Raw genomic sequence first — 24,120 nt, forward strand, 5'->3', positions numbered from 1 at the left:
GATGTCTGTATGTAGAACGGATCTCAGAGTGAAATTCGCTATCCGTTTTTGATTACATTTTGGTAATAGTAGTTATGGCTGCGTAGTATTTTCTGCTGTGGCCAGCAACGTAAAACGTTGTATCGGGTGTGCAGGGCAAACATCTGCACGCCCTTTTCTGGCCATTTGCAGCCATACCGGCCCGAACGCGCCTGTGTATATGTTTTTGCCAGCGTGCCCTCAGCTTCCCTACAGCAGCTATTGGGCCACGCTGCCCGAGGCAGTTCGGGCGGGCTGCGGGCAGGGCAGTGTTGCGCGAGCAGCGGCGGTAAATGCAGCTTTTTTTGGCAACCTGCCCGCTGCAACCTGCTGCAGGAGGATACACTGCGGCGCGCTACGGCGGGCTGGCCGAATACTACACACCGGGCATAGATTGCAATCTGATTACGCCACTTGGCCAGCCCTGGCACGAAGAAGCGGGCGGGCGGCAGATGCCTCGGCACGTTTGCCGCGCTCCTGCCGCCTTTCCAGGCCCGGCAGGCAGCGCCGACGCGTGAACATCGCGCCGCAGCCGCAGACAATATTGCCAGTGCTGTTGGTGGTATACTTTTTGATATTTTGTGCTGGAAAGATATCAGGCCTGTGTGCATCTCGTAGCGTTCGCAATGTCATCCTCATAAATAGCCAGTAAACGTATGAGGTATTACATATGGCAGGCTGCGATGATCCCGTGCGCGTCTACCTAATCGACGATCATCAGCTATTGCGCGATGGGCTGCGTGTGTTGATTAACGCGCAGCCAGACCTTGAAGTTGTGGGCGAGGCGGCTGGGCGTGAGGAAGCTCTGGCGGGAGTCAATCAACTCCAGCCCAATGTGGTGTTGCTCGATATCGATCTTGGCGACGACGATGGCCTTGAGCTGCTGCCCTACCTGCTTGATCGCGTGCCGGATATGCACGTCATCATGCTCACGGGCGTGCGCGACCCCGAGGTGCATCGGCGGGCGGTGCTGCTGGGTGCAATGGGCCTGGTGCTGAAGGAAAAAGCCGCCGAGACGGTGCTGCGCGCAATCGAAAAGGTGTGTGCCGGCGAGGTTTGGCTCGATCGCGGGCTGATTGCAAGCATTCTCAACGAGCGTGTGCGCAACGGGCCGGCAAATAGCTCGCCCGAAAGCGATAAGATCGCCCGCCTGACCGAGCGCGAGCGCGAGGTGGTGAAGCTGGTTGGCGCGGGCATGCGCAACAAGGACATTTGTGAGCGCCTTGTCATCAGCGAGGCGACCGTGCGCCATCACCTGACGTCGATCTTCAGCAAGCTTGGCGTGAGCGACCGCTTTGAGCTGGCAATTTATGCCTATCGTAATCACCTGGCCGAGGTGCCGCGCTAGCGTGCGTGACGCGCAGGGTTTGGGTTTAGGGAATAGGGTTTGGCGATTGCAATGCGCAACGTGGCTTTTCCTTAGGCCCTGGAACCTCGCCTGAAGCTGCGCCAGGAAGTAATATTTACCGCAAAGAGCGCAAAGAACGCGAAGATACATTTAACGGGACGAATGACGAAGGACGAATGACCACATGCGTTTTGGTCGTTCGTCCTTTGTCGTAGGGCGCGGGCGTCGCGCCGGCGCGCTGATCGCTGAGCTGGCCCGTCACATCTCCCCCTCAGAAACCTTCCGTGCAAAGCATGCGAAACCCGCAGGCTCTCCCATATGCATATAGGAGTCTTCGCCTATACGCGCCGCGCCGCAAATAGGCGCGATTGGCTATGCCATGTAGGCGCTGGCGCAGCCCAGATGGCACATTATGGCTTGGGGAAGGGATCTGGCGCGCGCATGCTGCCTAACGCCAGCAAGCGACGCGCTGCCGAAATCGCCTGGAACGTGTACGCATGCGCGCCCATGGCAAGATGGGTGTTTGCGGCGATGCGGTCGCCTGGAAAATCACCTATGCTGTGCGCGCAAACGCCGACGCTTTTGATGTTTTGCACAGCGGCGCGTAGCCGTTTTCGCAACGATTGCCTGGCGGCATGGAAGAATCGGCGCGGAAGTATACGTGCTTATTCTGCATAAACCATGGAAGCGTGCCGATGTGCTGTGTGTGGAGAAGCGGGCGCCTTGTTTTGGCACAGTGCAAATCAGCTCGCTTCAATGGTGCAGCTACGCCTGTTGACTACGTGCCTACGCCAGAAAGACATCGCATTATGCCCAGCCTGGTTCGAATGTACTTGCCTTTGCTCACCCACAAGCAGCCCGATGTTCGTTCGCAAAGCTGCACCATCCTGCTGAGCACCTACGGCGACCGCGCGCTTACCCACCTGCGCCGCCTGCTCGACGACCCGGACATACTCGTGCGGCAGCAAGCCCGCCTGGCGCTGCTGGCCGTGAAAGAAACCGCCGACCTGCCAATTGTTATGCGGCCATTTCATGGCGTGTATGTCGAGTGCCTGGGCCGTATGCGCGCGCACATTGGCAGCCGCGAGCTGCACGAAGATGGCCTGGTGCAGCAGGGGAGTGGCCGCGCCGGGTGGCAAAAAGTGCAGGGCGCGCTGGCATACCTGGTGCATTGCGGGGCGCGCGGCGCAAGCCGCGAAGCAATTGCGCAGGCCGTCTGGGGCGATTCGTGGAGCGCGAACAGCGTAGCGCGCACGCTTACGGCCCTGCGCCAGGCCTTTGAGTGCGCGCCGGGCGGCGCAGAGTTTGCCGATACCGCGCTGACGATCGAGCCCGAGTTCTGCCGGCTCGACCCCGAGCTGTACCACACCGATGTGCGCGCCTTCGAGCGCATATTTGCCCTGGCTACGCAGCACGATCAGGACGAAGGGCTGGATGACGCGGCACCGTTGTACGGGCAGGCTACAACCCTGTACAACGGTGCCTATATGGCCGATGTGCCGCGCGCCGCGCGCTGGGGCCGCGAGCGCCGCGATTTCCTGATGAGCAGCTATGTGATTGCGAGCGAGCGCCAGGCCGAGCATTTATTCAACCAGCGCTCATTCAGCCGCTGTGTGGAAGTGTGCATGCTGGCGCTGGATGCCGACCCGGCCGCCGAAGATGCCATGATCTGGATGTTGCGCGCCTATAGCGCCGCCGGTTTGCGCGCCGAGCGCGAGCAGGCTTTTCGCAGCTATATGCGCATTATGAATAATAGCAACGAGCTGGCGCTTGGCGCGCCCGACGACGACCCCGTGGTGCAGGTGTATCGCCAGCTCACGGCGGCAGGAGCATGACAAAAGCGTTACGCTGAAATGTCAGTGCGTTCATTTGGGCCGAAATAGCGGCGGCGCAGGCACCATATACTCGGCATGTGTTATGCGACGCAGGGATTGGATTGTTGGGCTGGCAGTGCCCTACCAGCGTTGCGAGTTGAAGAGGGTAAAGGGAGCGTTGTGTCGGCAGTTGAGCTCGAAAGCAAACCTGAAGTCGTTCGCCGCGCGCCGGCTGTGCGCCGCCGGTGGATTGTGGCGGCGGTGCTGCTGCTGCTGGCTGCGGTGTTATGCACCAAGCTGTGGTTTATCTACAACCGCGCGCAGGCTGTGCGCGCCGATATACGCGCCATCCAGACACTGGCCAGGCCGCCACTGGCCCCGGCTGCCGCCGCACAGCTTGGCCCGCTGCTCGCGCAAACCCGCGCCGACACTGCGGCCCTGCGCGCCGAGGCCGGCGTGCTGCTGCCAGCCACGCGCTGGCTCGGCTGGCTGCCGCGCTATGGCGGCGAGCTGGCGGCATCCGGCCCGCTGCTCGACGCGGCCGCCGAGCTAAGCGCCGCGGCCGACGATGCCTACCAGGCCTTTGGCCCGCTGCTTGTCCCCGCCGATGGCGCGCCGCTGAATGGCCCGCGCTTGCAGGCGCGCATCGACGCGGCCGGCCCGCAGATCGGCCAGGCGCGCGCCGCGCTGGGCCGTGCCGCCGACGCATGGTCGCAGATCGATCTCGCGAAGCTTCAGCCCGGCACGGCGAACCAGCTGCGCCCGATCGACCAGGCCCTGCCGATGGCGCGGCTGGCGTTCGAGGCCGCGCCCGCCATGCCCGCGCTGCTGGATGATCTTCAGGCGCTGCAGCCCTATGCTGGCGGCAAGCCCAGCGCCGAGCAGCTGGCCGCGCTTGGCCCGCTGCTGGCCAAAACCCGCCGCGACACCGCCGCATTGCGCAGCGCCGCCGCGCCACTGCTTGCACCCGCCGCCGGGCAGGCCGCGCCGGCCGCCAGCCTGGCCAGTGCCGCGCCAATGATCGATGCGGTGGCCGATTTGGCCGCTGCCGCCGACGATGCCTACGCCGGCCTGGCGCCATTGCTGCTTGCGCGTGGCAACGCTGGCCCGCTCGGCGCGGCCGTGGTCGATCAGGTGCTGGCCGCGCAGCCCCGGCTTGCCGCCGCGCGCGATGCCGCCGCCCGCGCAGCCGATGCCGCCGCCCGCTTGCAGGCCGCCCACCCGCCCGCCGCAATCGCGGGCCGGCTGCAGCCAATCAGCACGCTGGCCGGCCTGCTGCGCGATAGCATGGCGCTGGCGCTGGCGCTGCCCGACCTGCTTGGCGCGCGCGGCCCAGCCGATTACCTGCTGCTGGCGCAAAACCCCGACGAGTTGCGCGCCACGGGCGGCTTTATCACGGCCGCTGGCATTGCCACATTCGATCATGGCCGGCCCAGCGAGATCCTGCTGCACAACTCGCCCTATTTCGACGACTTTGCGAATGTTGCCTACCCCGACCCGCCCGCGCCAATGCTGCGCTATATGGCCGTGGAGATGTGGGTGTTTCGCGATGCGAACTGGTCGCCCGATTTCCCAGCCGCCGTGCAGCAGGCGCGCGCGCTGTATGCCCTGACACAGGGCAAGCAGCCGCCCGCCGCCGTGGCCTTCGACCCCTACGCCGCGCAGATGCTGCTGGAGGTGCTGGGGCCGGTGACAGTGGAGGGCAGCTCCGCGCCGGTGTCGGCCGAGAATGTGCTGGCCTACCTGCGCAGCGAGCACGATAACCAGGATGACCAGGCCGATAAGAAAGCATATATTGGCCGGCTGGCGAATGCCATGCTGGCGAAGCTGAACAGCAATGCCGGGCAGATCGATGTCTGGCGGCTGGCGCTGGCAATGCGCCAGGCGCTGCGCGAGCGCCACCTGCTGCTGGATGTGCCAAACCCGCAGGCGCAGGCCTTGTTTGCGCGCTATGGCTGGAATGGCGCGGTGCGGCCGGGGAATGCCGATTTCCTGATGCCGATCGATACCAACATGGGCTACAACAAAATGAACGCCCTGGTGACCCGCGCCATGACGTATTCGCTCGACCTGAGCGAGCCAAGCGCGCCACAGGCGACGCTGACACTGCGCCATACCAACCCGGTGCAGTCGGCGGCGGCGTGCTCACAGCAGATCGATGGCGAGAGCAGCTATGCGCAGTGGATGCAGCGCTGCTACTACGATTACATGCGCGTGCTGGCGCCGCAGGGCAGCCAGTTTGTGGGCGCACATACCCGCCCGGTGCCCGATGCGGCCATGCTTTCCGAGGTGGGCGACGATGGCACCGTGCATACCGAGGCCGGGCCAGCCGGCACCAGCCAGATGAGTGTGTTCCAGCTGATTGGCTTTGGCGAAACGCGCGATACCGTGCTGCGCTATGCCCTGCCGCCAACCATTGTGCGGCGCGACAACGCCGGCTGGCACTACCAGCTGCGCATCCAGAAGCAGGCCGGTACGCTGGCGGCACCTGTTGTGGTGGAGCTGAAGCTGCCGGCTGGCGCAAGCCTGGCCAGCGCCAGCCCCGGCCTGGCCAGCAGCGGCGGGCAGGTGTTGCGCTGGGCCGGCACGCTCGACGCCGACCAGGAGATCGACCTGACATTTAGCACACCATGACAGAAGGTATGCGGTGGGGTTCGGGGGCGGCTTGCTGCCCTGCAATGCAGCAAGCTTCCTGGAAGCTCATCTGCTTATCCGGTTGATGAAAAACTGGCCTGAGCTTCCAGGAAGCTGAGCGGAAGATATCGTTGAAGGGTTGACGCCCTGCAATGCAGCAAGCTTCCTGGAAGCTGAGCGGAAGATATCGTTGAAGAGTTGACGCCCTGCAATGCAGCAAGCTTCCTGGAAGCTGAGCGGAAGATATCGTTGAAGGATTGACGCCCTGCAATGCAGCAAGCTTCCAGGAAGCTCATCTGCTTATCCGGTTGATGAAAAACTGGCCTGAGCTCCCTGGAAGCTGAGCACAGGAAAATGATTTTCCAGAGTACTCGGTTGAAAACAAAAAATGTAGTGTTGTGAGAGCAAAAGAAAAACCATTTGTAATTTAGGATTGTTGAACGCCATGACACCAGTACAACCAGTCCCTGAACAGCGCTATGTTGCGGCGCTGACCGCCCTGCTGGCCGGGGCCGAGGCTTTCGAGCCGCTGCTGGGCGACGATACGATGTGCGCATATCGTCTTACGCCCGATGGCACACTGATCGCGGCCAGCCCGGCCTTGCTTGGGCTGCTGGGCTACACCAGCCTGGCCGCGCTGCGCGCCGGCGAGCTGGACAAAGCGGCGTTTGACGCTGGCTATGCCGAGGCCATGTTTGCTAAATATGGCGGCGAAGTGCTGGATGCCGAAACCGAGTGGCACCGCGCCGATGGCGAGGCGCTGGCCGTGCGCGAAAGCGCGCGCGCCACCTATGGCCCGGCCGGCCAGCCATTGCACTACGATGGCGTGATTGTGCCGCTGGCCGGCGGCAATCTGCCCGCAGGCGGGCGCGCCGCGCCGCTGCTGGCCGCCGGGCCGGGCACGCCGGCCGGCCCACAAGCTGGGAGAAACCCAATGATCTTTGCTGCCAATCCGGGCGGCCGCGAGCCGCGCGCCGCCGAGCCATTGGCATTGCTGCAGTACGTTTCGATCCTTTGGCGCTGGGCCTGGCTGATTGTGCTGTGCATGGCGCTGGCCGGCGGCGCTGCCTACTTCTATAGCATCCAGTCCACGCCGGTCTATCAGTCGTCGGCCGCGCTGCTGATCAACCAGGCGCGCAGCGGCAACGGCACGCCCGATTATAACGAGCTGCTGACTGGCGAGCGCCTGGCAAAGACCTATGCCGAGCTGATGCGCAAGCGGCCGGTGCTGGAAGCAGTGATTGCCAACCTGCAGCTGGCGATCGATGCCGAAACCCTAGCCAAGCAGGTAAGTGTTGCGCCAGTGGTGAATACGCAGCTGCTGAATCTGACGGTGGAAGATAGCGACCCGCAGCGCGCCGCCGACATTGCCAACGAGATTGTGCGCGTGTTCGGCCAGCAAAACCAGGCCCAGCAGACCAGCCGCTATGGCGAAACGCGCCAAAGCCTGGAGCGCGAGCTGGCCAAGGTGCAGGCCGATATCGACAGCACACAGGCCAGCCTGGCCGCGCTGAAAAACCCGGGCACTGCCGCCAGCGACGCCGAGCGCGAGCGCATGGAAACACTGCTGGCGCAGTACCGCAGCAGCTATGCCACGCTCACCAAGAGCCTGGGCGATGTGCAGCTGGCCGAAGCGCAGAACACCGATAGCCTGGCGGTGGCCGAGGCGGCGCGCGCCGAGGCCGCGCCGGTGCGCCCGCAGCCATTGAAGAATAGCCTGCTGGCCGCGATCGTGGGCGCGCTGCTGGCGATTGGCAGCGTGTTCCTGCTGGAATACCTTGACGACCGGGTGAAGACGCCCGAGCAGGCCGGCAAGCAGGCCGGGGCCATGGCACTGGGTGCCATTGGCAAGCTGCCATCCGCTGCTCCCGGCGGCCAATTGGTGGCGCTGCGCGCCGCCAACACGCCCATGGCCGAGGCCTACCGCATGCTGCGCGTGAACCTCGATTTCACGGCGATCGACAGCCCGCTGCGCGCGCTGACGATCAGCAGCGCCGGCCCGGGCGAAGGCAAGAGCACAACGATTGCCAACCTGGCGGTGGCGCTGGCCGAGGCTGGCAAGCGCGTGATTGTGGTAGACACCGACATGCGCCGGCCAACGCTGCATAAAGTCTTCGGGCTGCCGAATGATCGCGGCGTAACGGCGGCGCTGCTTGGCCCGGCCAATGCCGATATTCACCAGCAGCTGGTGGCAACCGAGCTGCCGAACCTGCACCTGATGCCGTGCGGCCCCATCCCGCCTAACCCGGCCGAGCTGCTCAGCTCGCGGCGCATGGCCGAGCTGATCGAGGCGCTGAAGGCCGAGTGCGACATTGTGCTGTTCGATACGCCGCCGCTGCTGGTGTTTGCCGATGCGGCCCAGCTTGCGCGCGCCTGCGACGGCGCCATTCTGGTGGCGCGCGCGAACAGCACGCGCGTGGGCGCACTGCGCCAGGCCCGCGCGCAATTGCTGCAGGGCGGCGCGCGCCTGCTGGGCGTGGTGCTGAATGGCGTGGCGACGCCGCGCGGCAAGCAGCAGAGCTACTACTACTACTATAGCAATGAGCAGGAAAGCGCGCGCCGCCGCTTTGGCCTGTTCCGCAGCGCCCGAAGTGCGCCGCGCCGCGCGCCAAAACCGGCCGCATCCGCCGAGCAAACAACCGCTGGCGCGCCTGCATCGTCGCCCGCAATGCCCGTAGCTTCGAATGGCCAGCTCACGGGCGCATTGGCTGCCAGTGGCAGCATCGCGCCGGCCGCCGAAGCGCCAAAGCCCGGCGCAAACCAGCGCAAGAGCGCGGGCCGCAAGCGCGATTAAACCCAGACCTTGTATTGTGACGGTTGTATAGCTTTTTGGAGTTGCACCCATGCCAGCGAGCACACCCATTGCACAGCTGATCGACACGATCGAATCGGGCCGCGCCACCATTGGTATTATTGGCCTGGGCTATGTTGGCCTGCCGCTGGCGGTGGTATTTGCCGAGGCCGGCCATACCGTTGTCGGCATCGACCTCGATACGCGCAAAGTGGCGGCGCTGAACGCGGCCGATTCGTATATTGAAGATATTCCTTCGCAGCGATTGCAGCCGCTGGTGGCCGAAGGCCGCCTGAGCGCCACAGATGATTTTGCCGCGCTGGCGCATGTTGATGCGGTGAGTATCTGTGTGCCAACCCCGCTGAACAAAACTGGCGACCCGGACATTTCATATATCGTCAATGTTGCCGAGCAGCTGGCCCAGCACATCCACCGTGGCATGCTGGTGGTGCTGGAAAGCACGACCTACCCCGGCACCACCACCGAGATCATTCTGCCACGCCTGCACGAGAATGGCGCTGGCCTGCGCGTGGGCGAAGATTTCTTTCTGTGCTTCTCGCCCGAGCGGGTTGACCCCGGCCGCACCGACTGGACGACGCAAAACACGCCAAAAGTCATGGGTGGCGTAACAGCGGCGTGCTTGCAGGCCGGCCAGGCATTGTATGGCTCGGCACTTGAACGGATTGTGCCGGTGTCGTCGCCCGAGGCAGCCGAAATGGTAAAGCTGCTGGAAAACACCTTTCGCGCGATCAACATTGGCCTGGCCAATGAAGTGCTGCTGATGTGCGACAAGCTCGGCCTGAATGCCTGGGAGATCATCGAAGCGGCGGCAACCAAGCCCTTTGGCTTTATGAAGTTCACGCCCGGGCCTGGGCTGGGCGGGCACTGCATCCCAATCGATCCGCTCTACCTTTCGTGGAAGCTGCGCACCTTGAACTACAATGCGCGCTTTATCGAGCTGGCCAACGAAATCAATACCAACATGCCGCGTTACTGGGTGCAGAAGGTGCAGGATGCCTTGAACAATGCCGGAAAGCCATTGAAGGGCAGCAAGGTGCTTGTGCTGGGTGTGGCGTACAAGAAAGATGTGAGCGATGTTCGAGAGTCACCTGCGCTTGATATTATTCATCTATTGCAAGAAAAAGGCGCAATAGTAAATTATCATGACCCACATGTGCCAGCTTTTTATTATGATGGTGTTTCGATGGAAAGCGACATAGATATTGATAAAGCATTAGTAATAGCTGATTGCGTTGTGGTGGCTACGAATCATTCAGCATATGATTGGGTGAAAATAAAAGAAACATCTAGAATAATGATTGATACAAGAAAATCTATTTAGATCTAGTATTATTAAGTATAAGCTATTATTTATATAAAAAATTTTAGGTATAAATAAGTATTAATTTTTAATAATGTTACCTTTTTAATAAGTAGGAGATAATCGGTGACTAATTATTTCGTTCACAAAAATGGCCTTGTAGAAACCGGTGCCGAAATTGGCACTAACACTCGTATATGGGCATTTGCACATATTTTAGGTGGAGCTAAAATCGGTTCAGATTGTAATATTTGTGATAATGTCTTCATCGAGAATGATGTCGTAATTGGTGATCGGGTTACAATCAAACCTGGAGTTCAGCTTTGGGATGGTGTTCGTATTGATGACGATGTTTTTATTGGACCTAATGCCACATTTACTAACGACCCTTTTCCGCGCAGTAAACAATATCTCAGTAATTATCCAATTACACGTATTTGCGTTGGAGCATCTATTGGTGCTAATGCAACGATCCTACCTGGCATTGTTGTTGGTCGAAATGCAATGGTTGGTGCGGGATGTGTTGTGACACAAGATGTACCTCCAAATGCTATAGTGTACGGCAATCCTGCCAGAATACATTCTTACTCTACAACTGATTCAAAATCATTTAATATTTCTAGTTATAAGGAAAATGATTTACCACAAATAACAATAAATGGTGTGAAGGCTATTAATATACCTTCTTTTATTGATATGCGGGGTAGTCTAGTAGCTGGAGAAGTTGCGAAACATATACCATTTGAGCCAGCGCGCTTTTTTTTAGTATATGATGTTCCATCGCAACGAGTTCGAGGTGAGCACGCACATAAAGAATGTTTTCAGTTTCTCATTTGTGTGCACGGAAGCTGCGCTGTTGTGGTAGATAATGGTTTCCAGCGTCAAGAAATTCGGCTTGATAGTCCTATGATGGGTCTCTTAATTCCACCGATGATATGGGCTACGCAGTACAATTATTCTACAAATGCTGTATTATTAGTATTAGCTTCTCATGTATATAACTCGGGCGACTATATTCGTAATTACGATGATTACTTGCAGTTGATTAAGTAAATTAATTTCGAATTATAATGAGTATTTTGCTGTTGCAATGACTTGTAATATTATGGGTTTGACATGAAAATACCCTTTTTAAATCTAAAATCGCCTTATGATGAGCTCCGATTTGAATTAGATGTGGCTTACCAGCGTGTTATGGAATCGGGTTGGTATATTTTAGGCACTGAAGTGGAAAATTTTGAGCAAGAGTTTGCTGCTTTTTGCGGTGTAAACCATTGTATCGGTGTCGGCAATGGCCTTGATGCCTTGCATCTAATCCTTCGAGCCTATAATGTTGGACTAGGCGACGAAGTTATTGTGCCTGCTAATACTTATATTGCGACTTGGTTGGCAGTTTCATATACTGGTGCTACGCCTGTACCTGTCGAACCATTTGGACATACTTATAATATTGACCCAAGCCGTATTGAAGCCGTGATTACTTCTCATACTAAAGCAATTATTGCCGTCCATTTGTATGGACAGCCCGCAGATATGCAGCCAATAATGGCCCTTGCACAACGATACAACCTTAAAGTTATTGAAGATGCTGCGCAGGCACATGGATCTATATATAAAGGACTGCGTGCAGGCGCACTTGGCAATGCTGCCGGATTTAGCTTTTATCCAGGGAAAAATCTTGGAGCTCTTGGCGATGCGGGTGCGATCACGACGAATGATGGAATTTTGGCAGATAAGATTCGTGTTTTGCGGAATTACGGCTCGAAAATAAAGTACTATAATGATAATAAGGGATTTAACAGTCGTCTTGACGAACTGCAAGCTGCTTTTCTGCGCGTCAAGTTAAAATATTTAGATGAATGGAATGCGCGCCGCTCACACATAGCTCAAATATATCTTACATCATTAGAAAATACCGGAATAATTTTGCCTATCATTTTTGAAGGCGCAAAACCCGTATGGCATTTGTTTGTAATTCGTTCTAAAGAACGAAATGAGTTGCAAGCTTATCTCAAATCGAAAGGAATTGAGACACTTATTCATTACCCAGTGCCTCCCAATTTACAAAAAGCCTACAAGGAACTCGATTTGCCATCTGGTTCCTATCCAATAACTGAAGTAATCCACGAAGAAATTTTAAGCCTGCCAATAGGACCGCACTTATCAGATTCCGATGCGATGTTTGTTTCTGAACAAATTAAATATTTTACTGAAAATGAAGTGATAAACGATTATCATATATAATATAATTTTATCGAAATCAAAAAGCCTTATCATATATAAGATTTATTTGCAAGTTAATTATACGGTTTGATTGGTGTTTTTTTGGATCGGCCAAAAGAAAGATTGTAGTTTAGGTATTGCGATTTATATGAAAAGTATTTTTAAAGCAGCTTCCCAAACGGGCGGAGCTGCAATTATAGCAATGATATTTGGTGTAATAACTAATAAAATTCTGGCTCTCGTTCTTGGATTAGAAGGATTAGGTGTTTTTTCAATACTTGGGCAAATACAATCAACTGCAATAGTTCTAGCGACGTTGGGAGGTAGCACAGCTTTAGTACAGGGGATTGCAAGCCGAGAAGGTGAAGAGCGAGATAAATATATTATAACTACTTTTTGGCTGATTTTTATAGCCACCCTACTAACTACAGTTGGGTTTGTTATTTTCTCTTCTTGGATAAAACAATTACTCTTGTCGAAAGATAGTATTTCCGAGTATCTTATTCAATGGCTGGCTTTGCCTATAGCATTGAGTATAGTTTATTCTTATTTATGTGCGGTATTAAATGGTTATCGTGCTGTAGGAAGATTGGCTATAGTTAAGATTGTTGGGGCTATTTTAACGGCATTGATAGTATACCCAATAACAAATTATATAAAAAGTGGAAATGAATTTGGATTTATTTTGTTAATGAGTGGTGCTCTCTTATTTCAAACTTTTATTGCGTTATTTATTTTGTATCGCGAAAAATGGATTCCATCATTCAGTTATACATTAGGTCGCCAAGAATTACGGCACTTCTTTTCTATGTCTGGAGCTGTGTTCGTAACAAGTCAAGTTGGGACTATAGTAATATTATCTATTAATGCTTTAATAGTTAGCTATAGCGGTCTCGCTAGTGCGGGAATTTTTAATGCGGCTTGGAATTTAAGCATGCTCTATGTAATGCTTATTCTGACATCATTTAACACATATTATCTTCCAGAAATGAGTCGTACTAATAGTAAGGGAGATTGCGTTAAATTGATGATAAACGTTTCTCGGATTAGTTTGTTTGCGATGATACCGTTAATAACAACTGTTATTGTATTAAAGCCACTTATTATTTCAAATTTATACTCGCCAGATTTCATTGGATCTACAAAAATACTCACATGGACTTTAATCGGAGATTATTTTAAAATATCTTCTTATGTAATTGCTACACCGGTGGTGGCTTATGCTCGTATGAAAGTGTATTTTTGGACAGAGTTAGCCTGGAGTGTAATTTTTCTTGTATTATCGATAATTTCAGTTGTTTTATTTAGGTCGATTCAGGGTGTTGGTGTTGCTTTTATGGTTGTTTATATGCTTTACTTTGCTTATTATTTATATTACACTCGAAAAAACTACAATTTTGCAATATCCGGTAAAATGAGCAGGGTATGGTTATTAGGTATATGTTTGATTTTATTTGCTTCAATATATAGCTGGAGTTTTGATTTTGTTGAGTGGTATTCTGCGTGTGTTTTTATAGGAATATCGGTAATTCTAATTTATAATTTACTTGAGATACAAGAAAAAAAGAATATACTAATATTCTTAACCTTGAGATTAGGATGGAAAGTAGAATGACTAATAGTACTCTAGTTTCATTTCTTATTTTGGCATATAATCAAAAAGACTTTATAGACGCTGCGATACAAAGCGCGTTAGATCAAACATACTCTCCTCTCGAAGTGATTATATCAGACGACTGTTCTAACGATGGTACTTACGATGCTATATGTAGAAAAATATCAGAGTATGATGGCAAGCATAGCATTATAGTCATAAAAACTCCACGCAATTCTGGAATTTGCGCGAATATCAACTGGGCTATGCAGCATGTCAAAGGCCAACTAGTAGTGGTTGCTGCTGGAGATGATATATCTCTGCCAAACCGCGTTGCTGAAATTTATAATGTCTATCAGGCCTCTGATGGAAAGGCTATGTCTATTTATTCAAACGCTATTGTTATAGATTCTTCTGGTAATCATGAAGGCTTGCATCTCATCCCGCCTGAACCAGAGATGCTGTCTGTAGAATGGATGGCTAAACACGGTACTGGAGTATTGGGCTGTACGCACGCATGGGATAGGCGTGTTTTCGATCTTTTTGGTCCGTTGAGAGAAGATGTAATACGAGAAGATATTGTTATTCCATTTCGTTCAGCGCTACTCGGAGAAGTTAAGTTTATTAACTCGCCTTTAGTACTGTATCGAAGGCACGCTAATAATATTCATTTTAAACTTGCAAGGCATGTAAATATTGATGAGATATATTTTTTGCTTTCTCGCCATGCTAGGGGAAATATTGCTATTTATGAAAATCGAATTAGTGATTTGAAAAAAATAGCTTCTTCATATCCTGGGAATCAAGAAGATATTTTGAACTTTAAAAAGAGTTCTTTATATTTATTGAGGGAAATGGAAATTGAACATCTGATTTTATCTGAAATTAGATGGAAGAGATTGTTGATCATTTTGAAATTATTTTTTCAAAGATATAATTTTAGAAAAGTTGTTAAATGGTCGTTAATTGGGTTATTCCCACGAATATATATATTTTATCAACGATTTATATCTTTGCGTGTTAATATAAAGAAGTTGAATATCAAATATCCATAATTTGAGGTATTAATCTATGAAAAAATACGATAAGGCTATCGTGGTATTATCTGGAGCTCGTGATGGATATCAATTGCCAATAGCATTGGATGAAGGTAATTTGCTGCAAAACTTAGTGACCGATTTGTACTGGCCGGCTGACAGAAAATGGTTTTTCCTATTTACTCAATTTAAGTCGATGAATAATTTAATAGCTGCGAGGTATCGAGTAGATTTAGACAGTAGGAAAGTGATAATTTCTGGTTTTGCATTGTTTTCTACTATTGTAATGACTGTATTTCCAAAAATAAAGATAAATAGATTTAAAGATAAATATTTAAGTAAGAAATCTAAAGATATTGCCGCGCAATCTGACTGGCCTTTGTTTTGTTACAGTTATTATGCTCATGTTGCATTCACATTTGCGGCTGATTTACCAAAGTATCGTTTTATTTTCCAGCTCCACCCACATCCACAAACACTTCGCCAAATTTTCTTGGAAGAAATAGAGCGTGTGCCACAGGCAAAATCATCGTTACTTATGGAGCATGAGCTATCACTTACAGCAGACGAGTTTGATGATCTTGCAGAAGAGCCACATCTTGCGAATGGCTGGGTGGTCGCAAGTACATATACTGCAGGCACGCTTGCCGAACACGGCATTCCGCAAGAGCAAATTCACGTGGTTCCATATGGTGTAAATAGTAGTGCTTTTCCCTGTCGTCCAAGGGAGCATCGACCGAGTGGGCCTTTTACACTTATATTTGTTGGAAGCATGATACAGCGTAAAGGGCTTTCTTATCTTCTTGATGCTATGCGAGCATTGAAAGATCAGGATGTCAGGCTAATTTTGTGCGGCCGTGGCTTAATAGATCAAGACCTGCTTGCACAATATTCCGATTTGCAAATCGAAATTAATATAGGTTTGCCACGTGAGCAGCTCATACAATTATTATGGCAAAGTGATGTTTTTGTATTCCCATCTTTGGCTGAAGGATTCGCGCACGTTATTCTGGAAGCAATGTCGTGTGGCTTACCGATAATTACAACAGATCATACTTGCGGCCCTGATGTAATCGATGAAGGGACGCATGGATTTATTGTTCCCATTAGAGATGTCAAGGCGATCACTACAAAAGTCGAATGGGGGATTGAACATCGGCAAGAGCTTTTCGATATGGGCCAGGCGGCTGCCGTGCGCGCGAGGTCCTTCACGTGGGAGCGCTTTAGAGCAGGTATTCGCGATGCATATATAAAAATGATCGATGCTGTTAACCTTGGGGATGAGTAAATATATTTCTTTGGAATCTAAGGTGGGGCTATGCAGGCACTTGAATTAATTTTATTGGTAGATATTCTCGTTGTGTTTTTTTGCTCGCTAATTCTCGTCAAATTTGGTCGCTTAGGCCATTCGCATCCTGCTACTATTTATCTGTTCTTTCACATTTATACTTTTACTCAGCGAATTTTCGGCGTTTTTTTTGGCGCGCCCACGCTTTTCTCAACCTGGGGAGCGGCTTTTGAGCCTGTTACGATTGCTGAGCTTGTTAGAGCTGCGATTCTGGCTGATGCGGCTTTGATTATTATGACAATTGCCTGGGTAAGGGCTAGTATAGTAGACGCTCGACGAAATAATTACCGAAAATATAATAGCGCATCATATAATCATACACTTTCTATTGAACATATATGGCGAATTGTTATTATAGCTTTCCCCGTAGGAATAGTGGGCCTAGCGCTATTATCTCGGCTACCAGGAGTAGATAATTCTTCAAGCGCGATGTTTGGCGAATGGCAGTCATCAAGCTGGATTACAATTACCCAGGCTTGGGTTGGACTTTGCTTATTGGCGCTTATATACTGGTATGGCTTGCGTTGGTGGTTGATGCTACCCATGATAGCCTATCTTTTTATTATGGCGTATCAAGGCTATCACCGTTATCGTGTTATTATTCCAGTTATTTTGCTTTTACAAATATATTTAGATCGAAAAAAATTGCGGTGGCCATCCTTGCGCATAGTAGTTTTGATAATTACATTTACTCTAATTTTCTTTCCATTAAAGGCAATTGGTAGAATGGCTCAGGAGGGATCGTCACTTAGTGATATCGTTTCCTATTCAAAGATTTCTATCAGCGATGCGATTAGTGGTTCAGCTGATGATCAAACGTTCTTAGATCAATATGCTTCGGGATTAACACTAATAGATCATAATGGAATATTTTATTATGGGAAGACGTATTTATCTGTTTTGACATTGCCCATACCTCGGCAATTATGGCCAAATAAACCCGGATTAGTTGAATATATGAGTGATTTTTCTAGACCTTGGAGGCCAATGAAAGAATCTGGCATGATTATCACATTCTTAGGTGAATCGTATGCAAATTTTGGATATATAGGTATTATTGTAGTGCCGTATGTTCTTGCATATTTCATTGGTCGACTGTATTTTAAAGCATATCGAAAGAATTATTATTCAATTGAACGATTTGTTTATTTAATAATTGCTTGTAATTTCTTCCAGGTTTTTCGCGATGGCTTAATCTCAATAATCATATTTACATTTGTGAACATGATGCCATTAATGGTCATTGTACTCTTACATTGGGTGTTTCCGATAAGAAAAAAAGAGTCAGTTGCAAATTGGAGATGGATAAGGGAATGATACCACTGACAGTTTGGATGAATCACCCATCATTTTACCAGAGTGATATGTTTCGATCACTTGTCAAAACTGGGCGTGTTGATCTGCAGGTAATCTATGCTAAAGATCTTCCAGGTGATCGAAAAGGACTTGGGTGGCAGAGTGATACACAAGGCTATCAGTACCAATTTCTCGACCATAACCACCCACTTGTAGATGCGCTTCGTATTGCATATCGTCAGCGTCGAAGAATACACATTGTCAACGGTGTTTGGGCCGAGCCAGCGTTTGCAGTTGCATTAGCCACGCTAGCTAGTATGCGGAGTTCCTATGCAATCTATTCTGAAGCCGCCAACACGGGTGTTATTCGCACACTAGGAAAGAGGCTAATACGTAATGGATTTGGCCGGTTCATTCTTTCGGGTGCGAAGGGTGTACTGCCTGTATCACGAATGGGCGCGCAGTTCTTTCGCGAGCTAGGAGTAAAGGATCAGCAAATTTATCCCTTTGGTTATTTTCGCTCGGACGCAAATGTACAGCATATTCAGCTTCCCGACTCGGAAACAAACCGCATGGAGGTAATTTTTGTTGGTCAACTAATCTATCGTAAAGGAGTTGACCTGCTATTAGAAGCTATGCGACCATTCTTTGATTTATACCCCTCGCTTAATTTGGTATTGATCGGCAGAGGAGAGATGCAGAAGACTCTTCTGGGTGAAATACACCGTCTTGGATTTGAGGAAAGAGTAAACTTTGAAGGGGTTTTATCGCCAGGTGATATCCCTGCACGAATTGCAAAATCAGATTTGCTGGTACTACCTTCGCGCTGGGATGGCTGGGGCCTAGTCGTTAACGAAGCGCTGTCGGTTGGCGTTCCAGTAGTTATATCCGATCGCTGCGGAGCAGCCGATCTAATACAGCAAAAGGTCAATGGCTATATCTTCCGCAACGAAGATGTAGCTGATCTGCGTGCATGTTTGGCTCACTTCTTCGCCCGTAGAACTGATTGGCCGGCGATGCGCATGGCAGCGGCTGAATGTGGCCAGCGTATTTCGACCGAGCACGTCGCACCGTATTTTCTCGAGTGTTTAGAACATATGATCGGGAACTTGAAATCATACCCAACTGCTCCTTGGATTTATCAAAGTAGCCTTGACTGAATGTAGTAATGATCTCGATCTCAGTGGAGCCGCAGCCAAATGAAAATAGTATATATAGCTGATGCACGCAGTCCAATTGCTCAGAATTGGATTAATTACTTTGTTGATAACCACCACGAAGTTTTTGTTATTTCTACCTATCCGTGTGCTCCTGGCACAATTCGCAATGCACAAATATTACAGTCTTTGGTTGCTTTTTCTCAGTTTGCAAAAGTTGGACGTGAAGGAACACTGGGGCAAAAAAAAGAACAGAATTTGCTTTTTCCTTTATTGTCACAGTTACGCGTCGGAGTAGGTGCTGATCGGTTGCGCAATGTACATCGATGGTTGTCGGCGCTTGATCTCGCTCGGCATGTTCAGATGACGCATCGCATGATAAAGGAGATTGCACCCGATTTAGTACATGCAATGCGTATCCCCTTCGAAGGCATTCTCGCAGCGAAGGCCACACCGAAAGAAATACCACTACTTGTTTCTGTGTGGGGGAACGATTTTACTCTGCATGCTAGCCAAAGTAGATTAGTTGGCCATCAAACTCGCTCTGCTATGAAACGCGCGAGTGCTCTTCACTGTGATTGCCACCGTGATCTACAGATGGCAAAATGTTGGGGTTTTGACAGTCAAAAGCCCGATATTGTTTTGCCTGGTGCAGGTGGTATTCAGAGCAGAATTTTTGCTCCAGGCCCTGTTAATGTGCAATTGAAAAAAGAGTTGCACATTCCATCACATTCTCAAGTAGTGATTAATCCGCGAGGTTTCCGTAACTATGTTTGTAACGACGCTTATTTCCAGGCTATTCCATTGGTTCTGCAGAAGTATCCTGATACGATCTTTGTAAGTAGCGCAATGCAAGGGAATCCCACTGCAGAAAAATGGTTGAGCCAGCTTGGAATTAAACAATCGGTACGTCTATTACCATTGACAACGCGAAAGCAGATGGCTGAGCTATTTCGCCTTTCCACGGTTACCGTGTCTCCCAGCTTGCACGATGGAACACCTAATACCCTGTTAGAAGCGATGGCGTGCGGTTGTTTTCCAGTGGCAGGAGATATTGAGTCTGTAAGAGAGTGGATTGATCATGGCATTAACGGGCTTTTATGCGAGCCTACTAATCCTGCAGCAATTGCTGCAAATATTATCCATGCGCTTGATGATACTGTCTTGCGCGAGGCGGCACAAAAACATAATTTGCATCTAATTGCAAAGAAAGCTGACTATGATATGGTTATGGAACAGGCTGAAAAATTTTATTTAGATATAGTCAGTATAGTATAAATTTCCATAATAGTAATGCTAAGATTGGGAAACACCGCTATTATTTTTGGTAATATTTCAACTAAATCACATCGTTCTACCGCATGCATGAATTAAAGCTTTATATGTAAGGTATTGAGATGTGCGGAATTACTGGAGCGATTGCCTGGGGCGACAATATAGTATTGCAAGCTATGACAGATGTACAACACCATCGTGGGCCTGATGATCGAGGAACTTGGCAAACTCAACTCCCAAATGGCAACTGGGTAAGATTGGGGTCGAGAAGATTGGCAATTCTTGATCTTTCGCCTGCTGGCCATATGCCAATGCAAACTGTCGATGGCCGATTGACAATTGTTTATAACGGAGAAGTGTATAACTACCCACAACTGCGCGCCCAGCTTGAAACAAAAGGATATCAGTTTCGCTCGAACAGTGATACCGAAGCCATCCTTTATATGTATCAGGAGTATGGCCCTGAATGCGTTCGTCAGCTTAATGGAATGTTTGCGATTGCCATTTGGGATGCAGCGCATGAGCAATTATTTTTAGCACGCGATCACTTTGGCATTAAGCCGCTGTATTACACGCAACAAGGCGAGCAATTTGCGTTTGGGTCAGAAGTCAAATCGTTTTTTGAACTGCCTGGTTTTGTGCGTAAGCCATGCCTTGCAGCTTTAAATCAATATTTGACGTTTTTGTGGGTACCTGATCCGTTGACCATGTTTGAAGGTGTTTATAAGCTGCCTGCTGGGCATTACGCGATTTTCAAACATGGCCGGTTACATGTAACTCAATTCTGGGATTTAGCGTTTCCACCACGCGAGCATATATTCCAGGCCAGCCAACCTGATCTCACTGCCGAACTTAAGCAGCGTTTTTTTCAATCGGTAAAATCGCAGATGTTAAGTGATGTGCCTTTAGGCGCATTTCTGAGCGCTGGTTTAGATTCAAGCAGCATTGTTTCAGCTATGGCTGCACATACGGATCAACCAGTCCGCACATTTACAATTGCGTTTCCTAAAAAGTATCGTGTCGGTGAAGTGGGCATTGACGATCCTGCAGTGGCAAGGCGCACCGCACAACATTTTGGATGTAAACACACTGAAATTATTGTTGATACAGATGTTGTTGGGCTATTACCCAAACTTATATGGCATATGGACGAACCAGTGGCCGACCCAGCGATTATTACGGCCTATTTGGTCAATCGTGAAGCGCGCAAAGATGTAACAGTATTACTCTCCGGCATTGGCGGCGACGAGCTATTTGCCGGCTATCGCAAATATCAAGCACACTTTCTGGCCGAACACTATCGCCGTATCCCAAGTTTGCTACGCCAGCATGTAATAGAGCCATCGGTGCTACGCTTACCTTCGATGCGTGGAACTCCGATGAAAGGATATATCCGCCTTGCAAAAAAAATGGCGCGGAGTGGCTCGTTAGCACCACGTGATCGCTATCTCATGGATAGCGTGTATCTATCCCCTGCTGATCGACAACAATTATACAGTGCTGAATATAGCTATCTGAATGCGACTGATGCTCGCTCCCAGCATCTATCCTATTTTGAACATGTTGAGACATCGGATTTTCTCAATCAAATGCTGTATCTCGACGTCAAAACATTTATGGCGAGTCTGAATCTCACGTATAACGACAAGATGAGTATGGCGTCGTCGGTTGAAGTGCGCGTACCTTTCCTCGATTGGCAATTAGCTGAATGGGTTTCCTGGAATGTACCACCTTCGATGAAGATGCGTCAAGGTACGTCGAAGTTTATTTTGCGTGAAGCAATGCGCAACGTTTTGCCTGCAGAAGTTTTACAGCAAAGAAAGGCGGGTTTTGGTGCGCCGGTTGATTATTGGCTTACCTATGATTTACAAGAGATGGTTCGTGATCTGTTAAGCGAGCAGAGAATCTCTCAACGCGGATTTTTTCAGCCCAATGCTATTAACAAAATCCTATCTGAACAGCGCAGTGGAAAGAATGATTGGTCGTTACAAATATGGGCATTGCTGACATTAGAACTCTGGTACCAAGCGTTTATTGATTGTAGGTAGTGTACATGAAACAGCTTATTCAACATATTCGTACTGGCGAGGCATTAGTAGCCGATGTTCCAGTTCCCAGCCTGCGCCCACAGTCGATCTTGATCCAGGTATCGGCGTCGCTGGTTTCGGCCGGCACCGAGCGCATGGTTGTCGATTTTGCCGAGAAGAATTTGATCCAGAAAGCGCGCTCGCGGCCCGACCTGGTACGCCAGACGCTCGACAAGGCCCGCCAGGAAGGCGTGCTTACCACCTTCGATGCCATCCAGAACCGGCTCGATCAGCCGATGGCGCTGGGCTACTCCTGCGCTGGCACGGTGATCGATGTTGGTGCCGAGATCGAGGAGTTCGCGATTGGCGACCGCGTGGCATGTGCGGGCGGCGGCTTTGCCACGCACGCCGAGGTGGTGGCCGTTCCACGCAATCTGGTGACAAAGCTGCCGGCCAATGTCGATTTCGAGGCCGCCGCTTTCACCACGCTTGGCGCAATTGCGCTGCAGGGCATTCGACTGGCCGAGGTCAAGCTGGGCGAGGTTGTGGCAGTGATCGGCCTGGGCTTGCTGGGCCAGCTCACGGTGCAAATGCTCAAGGCCGCCGGCTGCGTGGTGCTTGGAATGGACATTCAGCCGCAGCGCGCCGAGCTTGCCCGCCAGTCGGGCGCCGATGCGGTGGCAAGCTCGGCCGACGATTTGCGCGCACTTTGCCAGCAGCTAAGCGGCGGCTATGGCGCGGATGCAGTGTTGATCACCGCCGACACCAAGAGCAACCAGCCGATCGAGCTGGCCGGCGAGGTTGCGCGCGACAAGGGCATTGTGGTGGCGGTCGGCGCGGTCGGGCTCGATATTCCGCGCAAAATCTACTACGAAAAAGAGCTTGATTTTCGCATCTCGCGCTCGTATGGCCCGGGCCGCTACGACCTGGAATACGAAGAGCAGGGCCGCGATTACCCCTATGCCTACGTGCGCTGGACGGAAGGGCGCAATATGCAGGCCTTTGTGCAGTTGCTTGGCGAAGGCAAGCTCGGCATGCAGCCGCTGATTTCGCACCGCTTCCCAATCGACGATGCGCCGCAGGCCTACGAGCTTATCACCGGCAAAACCGGCCAGCCTTTTCTTGGTGTGTTGCTGGCATACCCTGGCCAGCCCGATCTGAGCCGCACGATCAAGCTCGCCCCGGCCGCTGCGCCAGCTCGGCGGCCAGCGCAGCCGGTTACGGTGGCGCGTGTGCGCCTGGGCGTGCTTGGCGCGGGCAACTTCGCCAATGCAACATTGCTCCCGGCAATCAAAGATCTTGATCAGCTGGAGCGCGTTGGTATTGCCAGTGGCAGCGGCATCACTGCGCGCGCCTCGGCCGATCGCTTTGGCTTTGCTTACTGCACCACCGATACCCATGCACTCATCAACGACGCCGCAATCAACACTGTGGCCATCCTCACCCGCCACGATCTCCATGCGCGCCAGGTTATTGCGGCGCTGGCGGGCGGCAAGCATGTGTTTGTTGAAAAGCCGCTGTGCTTAACCAACGATGAGCTGGGCGCGATCGAGCTTGCGTACCGGGCAGCCAGCGAGCGGGGCAGCCAGGATGGTCGTGGCGCTCCCGTGCTTATGGTGGGCTTTAATCGGCGCTTCGCGCCCTTTGTGGTAGAGCTGAAGCAGCAGCTTGATCGCATTCGCGAGCCATTGGTGCTGAACTACCGGGTAAACGCTGGCTATATTCCGCTGCAACACTGGACCCACGATCCAAAACAAGGCGGCGGCCGCCTGCTGGGCGAAGGATGCCACTTCATCGATCTGCTGATCCACCTGGCTGGCAGCACCCCACACCGCGTAACAACTCGCGCCCTGCCCGACAACGGCCGCTATGCACAAGATAACCTGCTGATCACGCTTGAGTTTGCCAATGGCTCGCTCAGCACGATCACCTATGTTGCCAATGGCGATAAAGGCTTCGGCAAAGAATGCCTGGAGGTGTTTGGTGGCGGCCTTTCGGCCCGGCTCGACGACTACCGCACCCTCCGCATTCGCCAGGGTGGCAAAGCCACCGATCGGGTGGCGCGCCTGCGCCAGGATAAGGGGCACCAGGCTGAGTGGCAGGCGCTGATCAACTGCCTCGCTCAGCGCGGCCCGCTTCCAATCGCGTTCGATGATATTGTCCGTTCGACTCGTACAACCCTAGCAGCACAGCGCAGCCTTGCAAATGGCGAGCCTGTCCTGATCGATGAGGAATAA

At 51.5% G+C, this 24,120-nt stretch carries 16 protein-coding genes; all 16 read left to right on the forward strand.

The window, feature by feature from the left end:
• Positions 1-311 precede the first annotated feature (311 nt).
• The 16 genes from M1P90_RS34515 to M1P90_RS34590 all read left to right on the forward strand — a co-directional run bounded on the left by M1P90_RS34515 (position 312) and on the right by M1P90_RS34590 (position 24,120).
• Positions 312-536 (forward strand): hypothetical protein, encoded by a 225-nt coding sequence (locus M1P90_RS34515; protein ID WP_483700456.1) that lies wholly within the window; start codon positions 312-314, stop codon positions 534-536.
• A 152-nt stretch (positions 537-688) separates the two neighbouring features.
• A complete protein-coding gene (locus M1P90_RS34520; RefSeq protein WP_483700457.1) occupies positions 689-1,366 on the forward strand; it encodes a response regulator in 678 nt (225 codons plus the stop codon).
• Between the two features lie 839 nt (positions 1,367-2,205).
• Positions 2,206-3,201 (forward strand): AfsR/SARP family transcriptional regulator, encoded by a 996-nt coding sequence (locus M1P90_RS34525; protein WP_483700458.1) that lies wholly within the window; start codon positions 2,206-2,208, stop codon positions 3,199-3,201.
• 159 nt (positions 3,202-3,360) lie between these two features.
• Entirely contained in the window at positions 3,361-5,814 is a 2,454-nt protein-coding gene (locus tag M1P90_RS34530) for a DUF4012 domain-containing protein (protein WP_483700460.1), read from the forward strand.
• Between the two features lie 445 nt (positions 5,815-6,259).
• Complete coding sequence (locus M1P90_RS34535) at positions 6,260-8,608, forward strand: tyrosine-protein kinase domain-containing protein (RefSeq protein ID WP_483700461.1); 2,349 nt, start codon at positions 6,260-6,262, stop codon at positions 8,606-8,608.
• A 49-nt stretch (positions 8,609-8,657) separates the two neighbouring features.
• Positions 8,658-9,947, forward strand: coding sequence for a nucleotide sugar dehydrogenase (locus tag M1P90_RS34540; RefSeq protein ID WP_483700462.1), 1,290 nt, complete (start codon positions 8,658-8,660; stop codon positions 9,945-9,947).
• Positions 9,948-10,052: 105 nt separating this feature from the next.
• The gene (locus tag M1P90_RS34545; RefSeq protein ID WP_483700463.1) at positions 10,053-10,979 is read left to right on the forward strand and encodes a WxcM-like domain-containing protein; all 927 of its coding nucleotides are present in this window, start codon (positions 10,053-10,055) and stop codon (positions 10,977-10,979) included.
• 63 nt (positions 10,980-11,042) lie between these two features.
• Positions 11,043-12,170 carry a DegT/DnrJ/EryC1/StrS family aminotransferase gene (locus tag M1P90_RS34550; protein ID WP_483700465.1) on the forward strand — a complete coding sequence of 376 codons (1,128 nt, stop codon included), beginning with the start codon at positions 11,043-11,045 and terminating at the stop codon, positions 12,168-12,170.
• Positions 12,171-12,297: 127 nt separating this feature from the next.
• Positions 12,298-13,764, forward strand: coding sequence for an oligosaccharide flippase family protein (locus M1P90_RS34555; RefSeq protein WP_483700466.1), 1,467 nt, complete (start codon positions 12,298-12,300; stop codon positions 13,762-13,764).
• A complete protein-coding gene (locus tag M1P90_RS34560; RefSeq protein ID WP_483700467.1) occupies positions 13,761-14,798 on the forward strand; it encodes a glycosyltransferase in 1,038 nt (345 codons plus the stop codon). Before M1P90_RS34555 ends, M1P90_RS34560 begins: the two co-directional genes overlap by 4 nt.
• 16 nt (positions 14,799-14,814) lie before the next feature.
• Positions 14,815-16,068: a glycosyltransferase family 4 protein gene (locus M1P90_RS34565; protein WP_483700468.1), complete on the forward strand. Its 1,254-nt coding sequence runs from the start codon at positions 14,815-14,817 to the stop codon at positions 16,066-16,068.
• Positions 16,069-16,098: 30 nt separating this feature from the next.
• The gene (wzy, locus tag M1P90_RS34570; RefSeq protein WP_483700469.1) at positions 16,099-17,445 is read left to right on the forward strand and encodes an O-antigen polysaccharide polymerase Wzy; all 1,347 of its coding nucleotides are present in this window, start codon (positions 16,099-16,101) and stop codon (positions 17,443-17,445) included.
• On the forward strand, positions 17,442-18,584 hold the full coding sequence (locus tag M1P90_RS34575; RefSeq protein ID WP_483700470.1) for a glycosyltransferase family 4 protein: 1,143 nt from the start codon (positions 17,442-17,444) through the stop codon (positions 18,582-18,584). Before wzy ends, M1P90_RS34575 begins: the two co-directional genes overlap by 4 nt.
• Before the next feature lie 39 nt (positions 18,585-18,623).
• Positions 18,624-19,859 (forward strand): glycosyltransferase, encoded by a 1,236-nt coding sequence (locus M1P90_RS34580; RefSeq protein ID WP_483700471.1) that lies wholly within the window; start codon positions 18,624-18,626, stop codon positions 19,857-19,859.
• Positions 19,860-19,978: 119 nt separating this feature from the next.
• Positions 19,979-21,904 carry an asparagine synthase (glutamine-hydrolyzing) gene (gene asnB, locus M1P90_RS34585; RefSeq protein WP_483700472.1) on the forward strand — a complete coding sequence of 642 codons (1,926 nt, stop codon included), beginning with the start codon at positions 19,979-19,981 and terminating at the stop codon, positions 21,902-21,904.
• A gap of 5 nt (positions 21,905-21,909) precedes the next feature.
• Entirely contained in the window at positions 21,910-24,120 is a 2,211-nt protein-coding gene (locus M1P90_RS34590; protein ID WP_483700473.1) for a bi-domain-containing oxidoreductase, read from the forward strand.

The sequence above is a fragment of the Kouleothrix sp. 19917 genome (assembly GCF_057073505.1).

Excerpts from the sequence above, each read along its gene's own strand:
- M1P90_RS34560 (WP_483700467.1), top strand. The coding sequence starts at position 13,761 with ATGACTAATAGTACTCTAGTTTCATTTCTTATTTTGGCATATAATCAA.
- M1P90_RS34520 (WP_483700457.1), top strand. The coding sequence starts at position 689 with ATGGCAGGCTGCGATGATCCCGTGCGCGTCTACCTAATCGACGATCAT.
- M1P90_RS34535 (WP_483700461.1), top strand. The coding sequence starts at position 6,260 with ATGACACCAGTACAACCAGTCCCTGAACAGCGCTATGTTGCGGCGCTG.
- M1P90_RS34555 (WP_483700466.1), top strand. The coding sequence starts at position 12,298 with ATGAAAAGTATTTTTAAAGCAGCTTCCCAAACGGGCGGAGCTGCAATT.
- M1P90_RS34540 (WP_483700462.1), top strand. The coding sequence starts at position 8,658 with ATGCCAGCGAGCACACCCATTGCACAGCTGATCGACACGATCGAATCG.
- M1P90_RS34590 (WP_483700473.1), top strand. The coding sequence starts at position 21,910 with ATGAAACAGCTTATTCAACATATTCGTACTGGCGAGGCATTAGTAGCC.
- asnB (WP_483700472.1), top strand. The coding sequence starts at position 19,979 with ATGTGCGGAATTACTGGAGCGATTGCCTGGGGCGACAATATAGTATTG.
- wzy (WP_483700469.1), top strand. The coding sequence starts at position 16,099 with ATGCAGGCACTTGAATTAATTTTATTGGTAGATATTCTCGTTGTGTTT.
- M1P90_RS34575 (WP_483700470.1), top strand. The coding sequence starts at position 17,442 with ATGATACCACTGACAGTTTGGATGAATCACCCATCATTTTACCAGAGT.
- M1P90_RS34515 (WP_483700456.1), top strand. The coding sequence starts at position 312 with ATGCAGCTTTTTTTGGCAACCTGCCCGCTGCAACCTGCTGCAGGAGGA.
- M1P90_RS34580 (WP_483700471.1), top strand. The coding sequence starts at position 18,624 with ATGAAAATAGTATATATAGCTGATGCACGCAGTCCAATTGCTCAGAAT.
- M1P90_RS34550 (WP_483700465.1), top strand. The coding sequence starts at position 11,043 with ATGAAAATACCCTTTTTAAATCTAAAATCGCCTTATGATGAGCTCCGA.
- M1P90_RS34565 (WP_483700468.1), top strand. The coding sequence starts at position 14,815 with ATGAAAAAATACGATAAGGCTATCGTGGTATTATCTGGAGCTCGTGAT.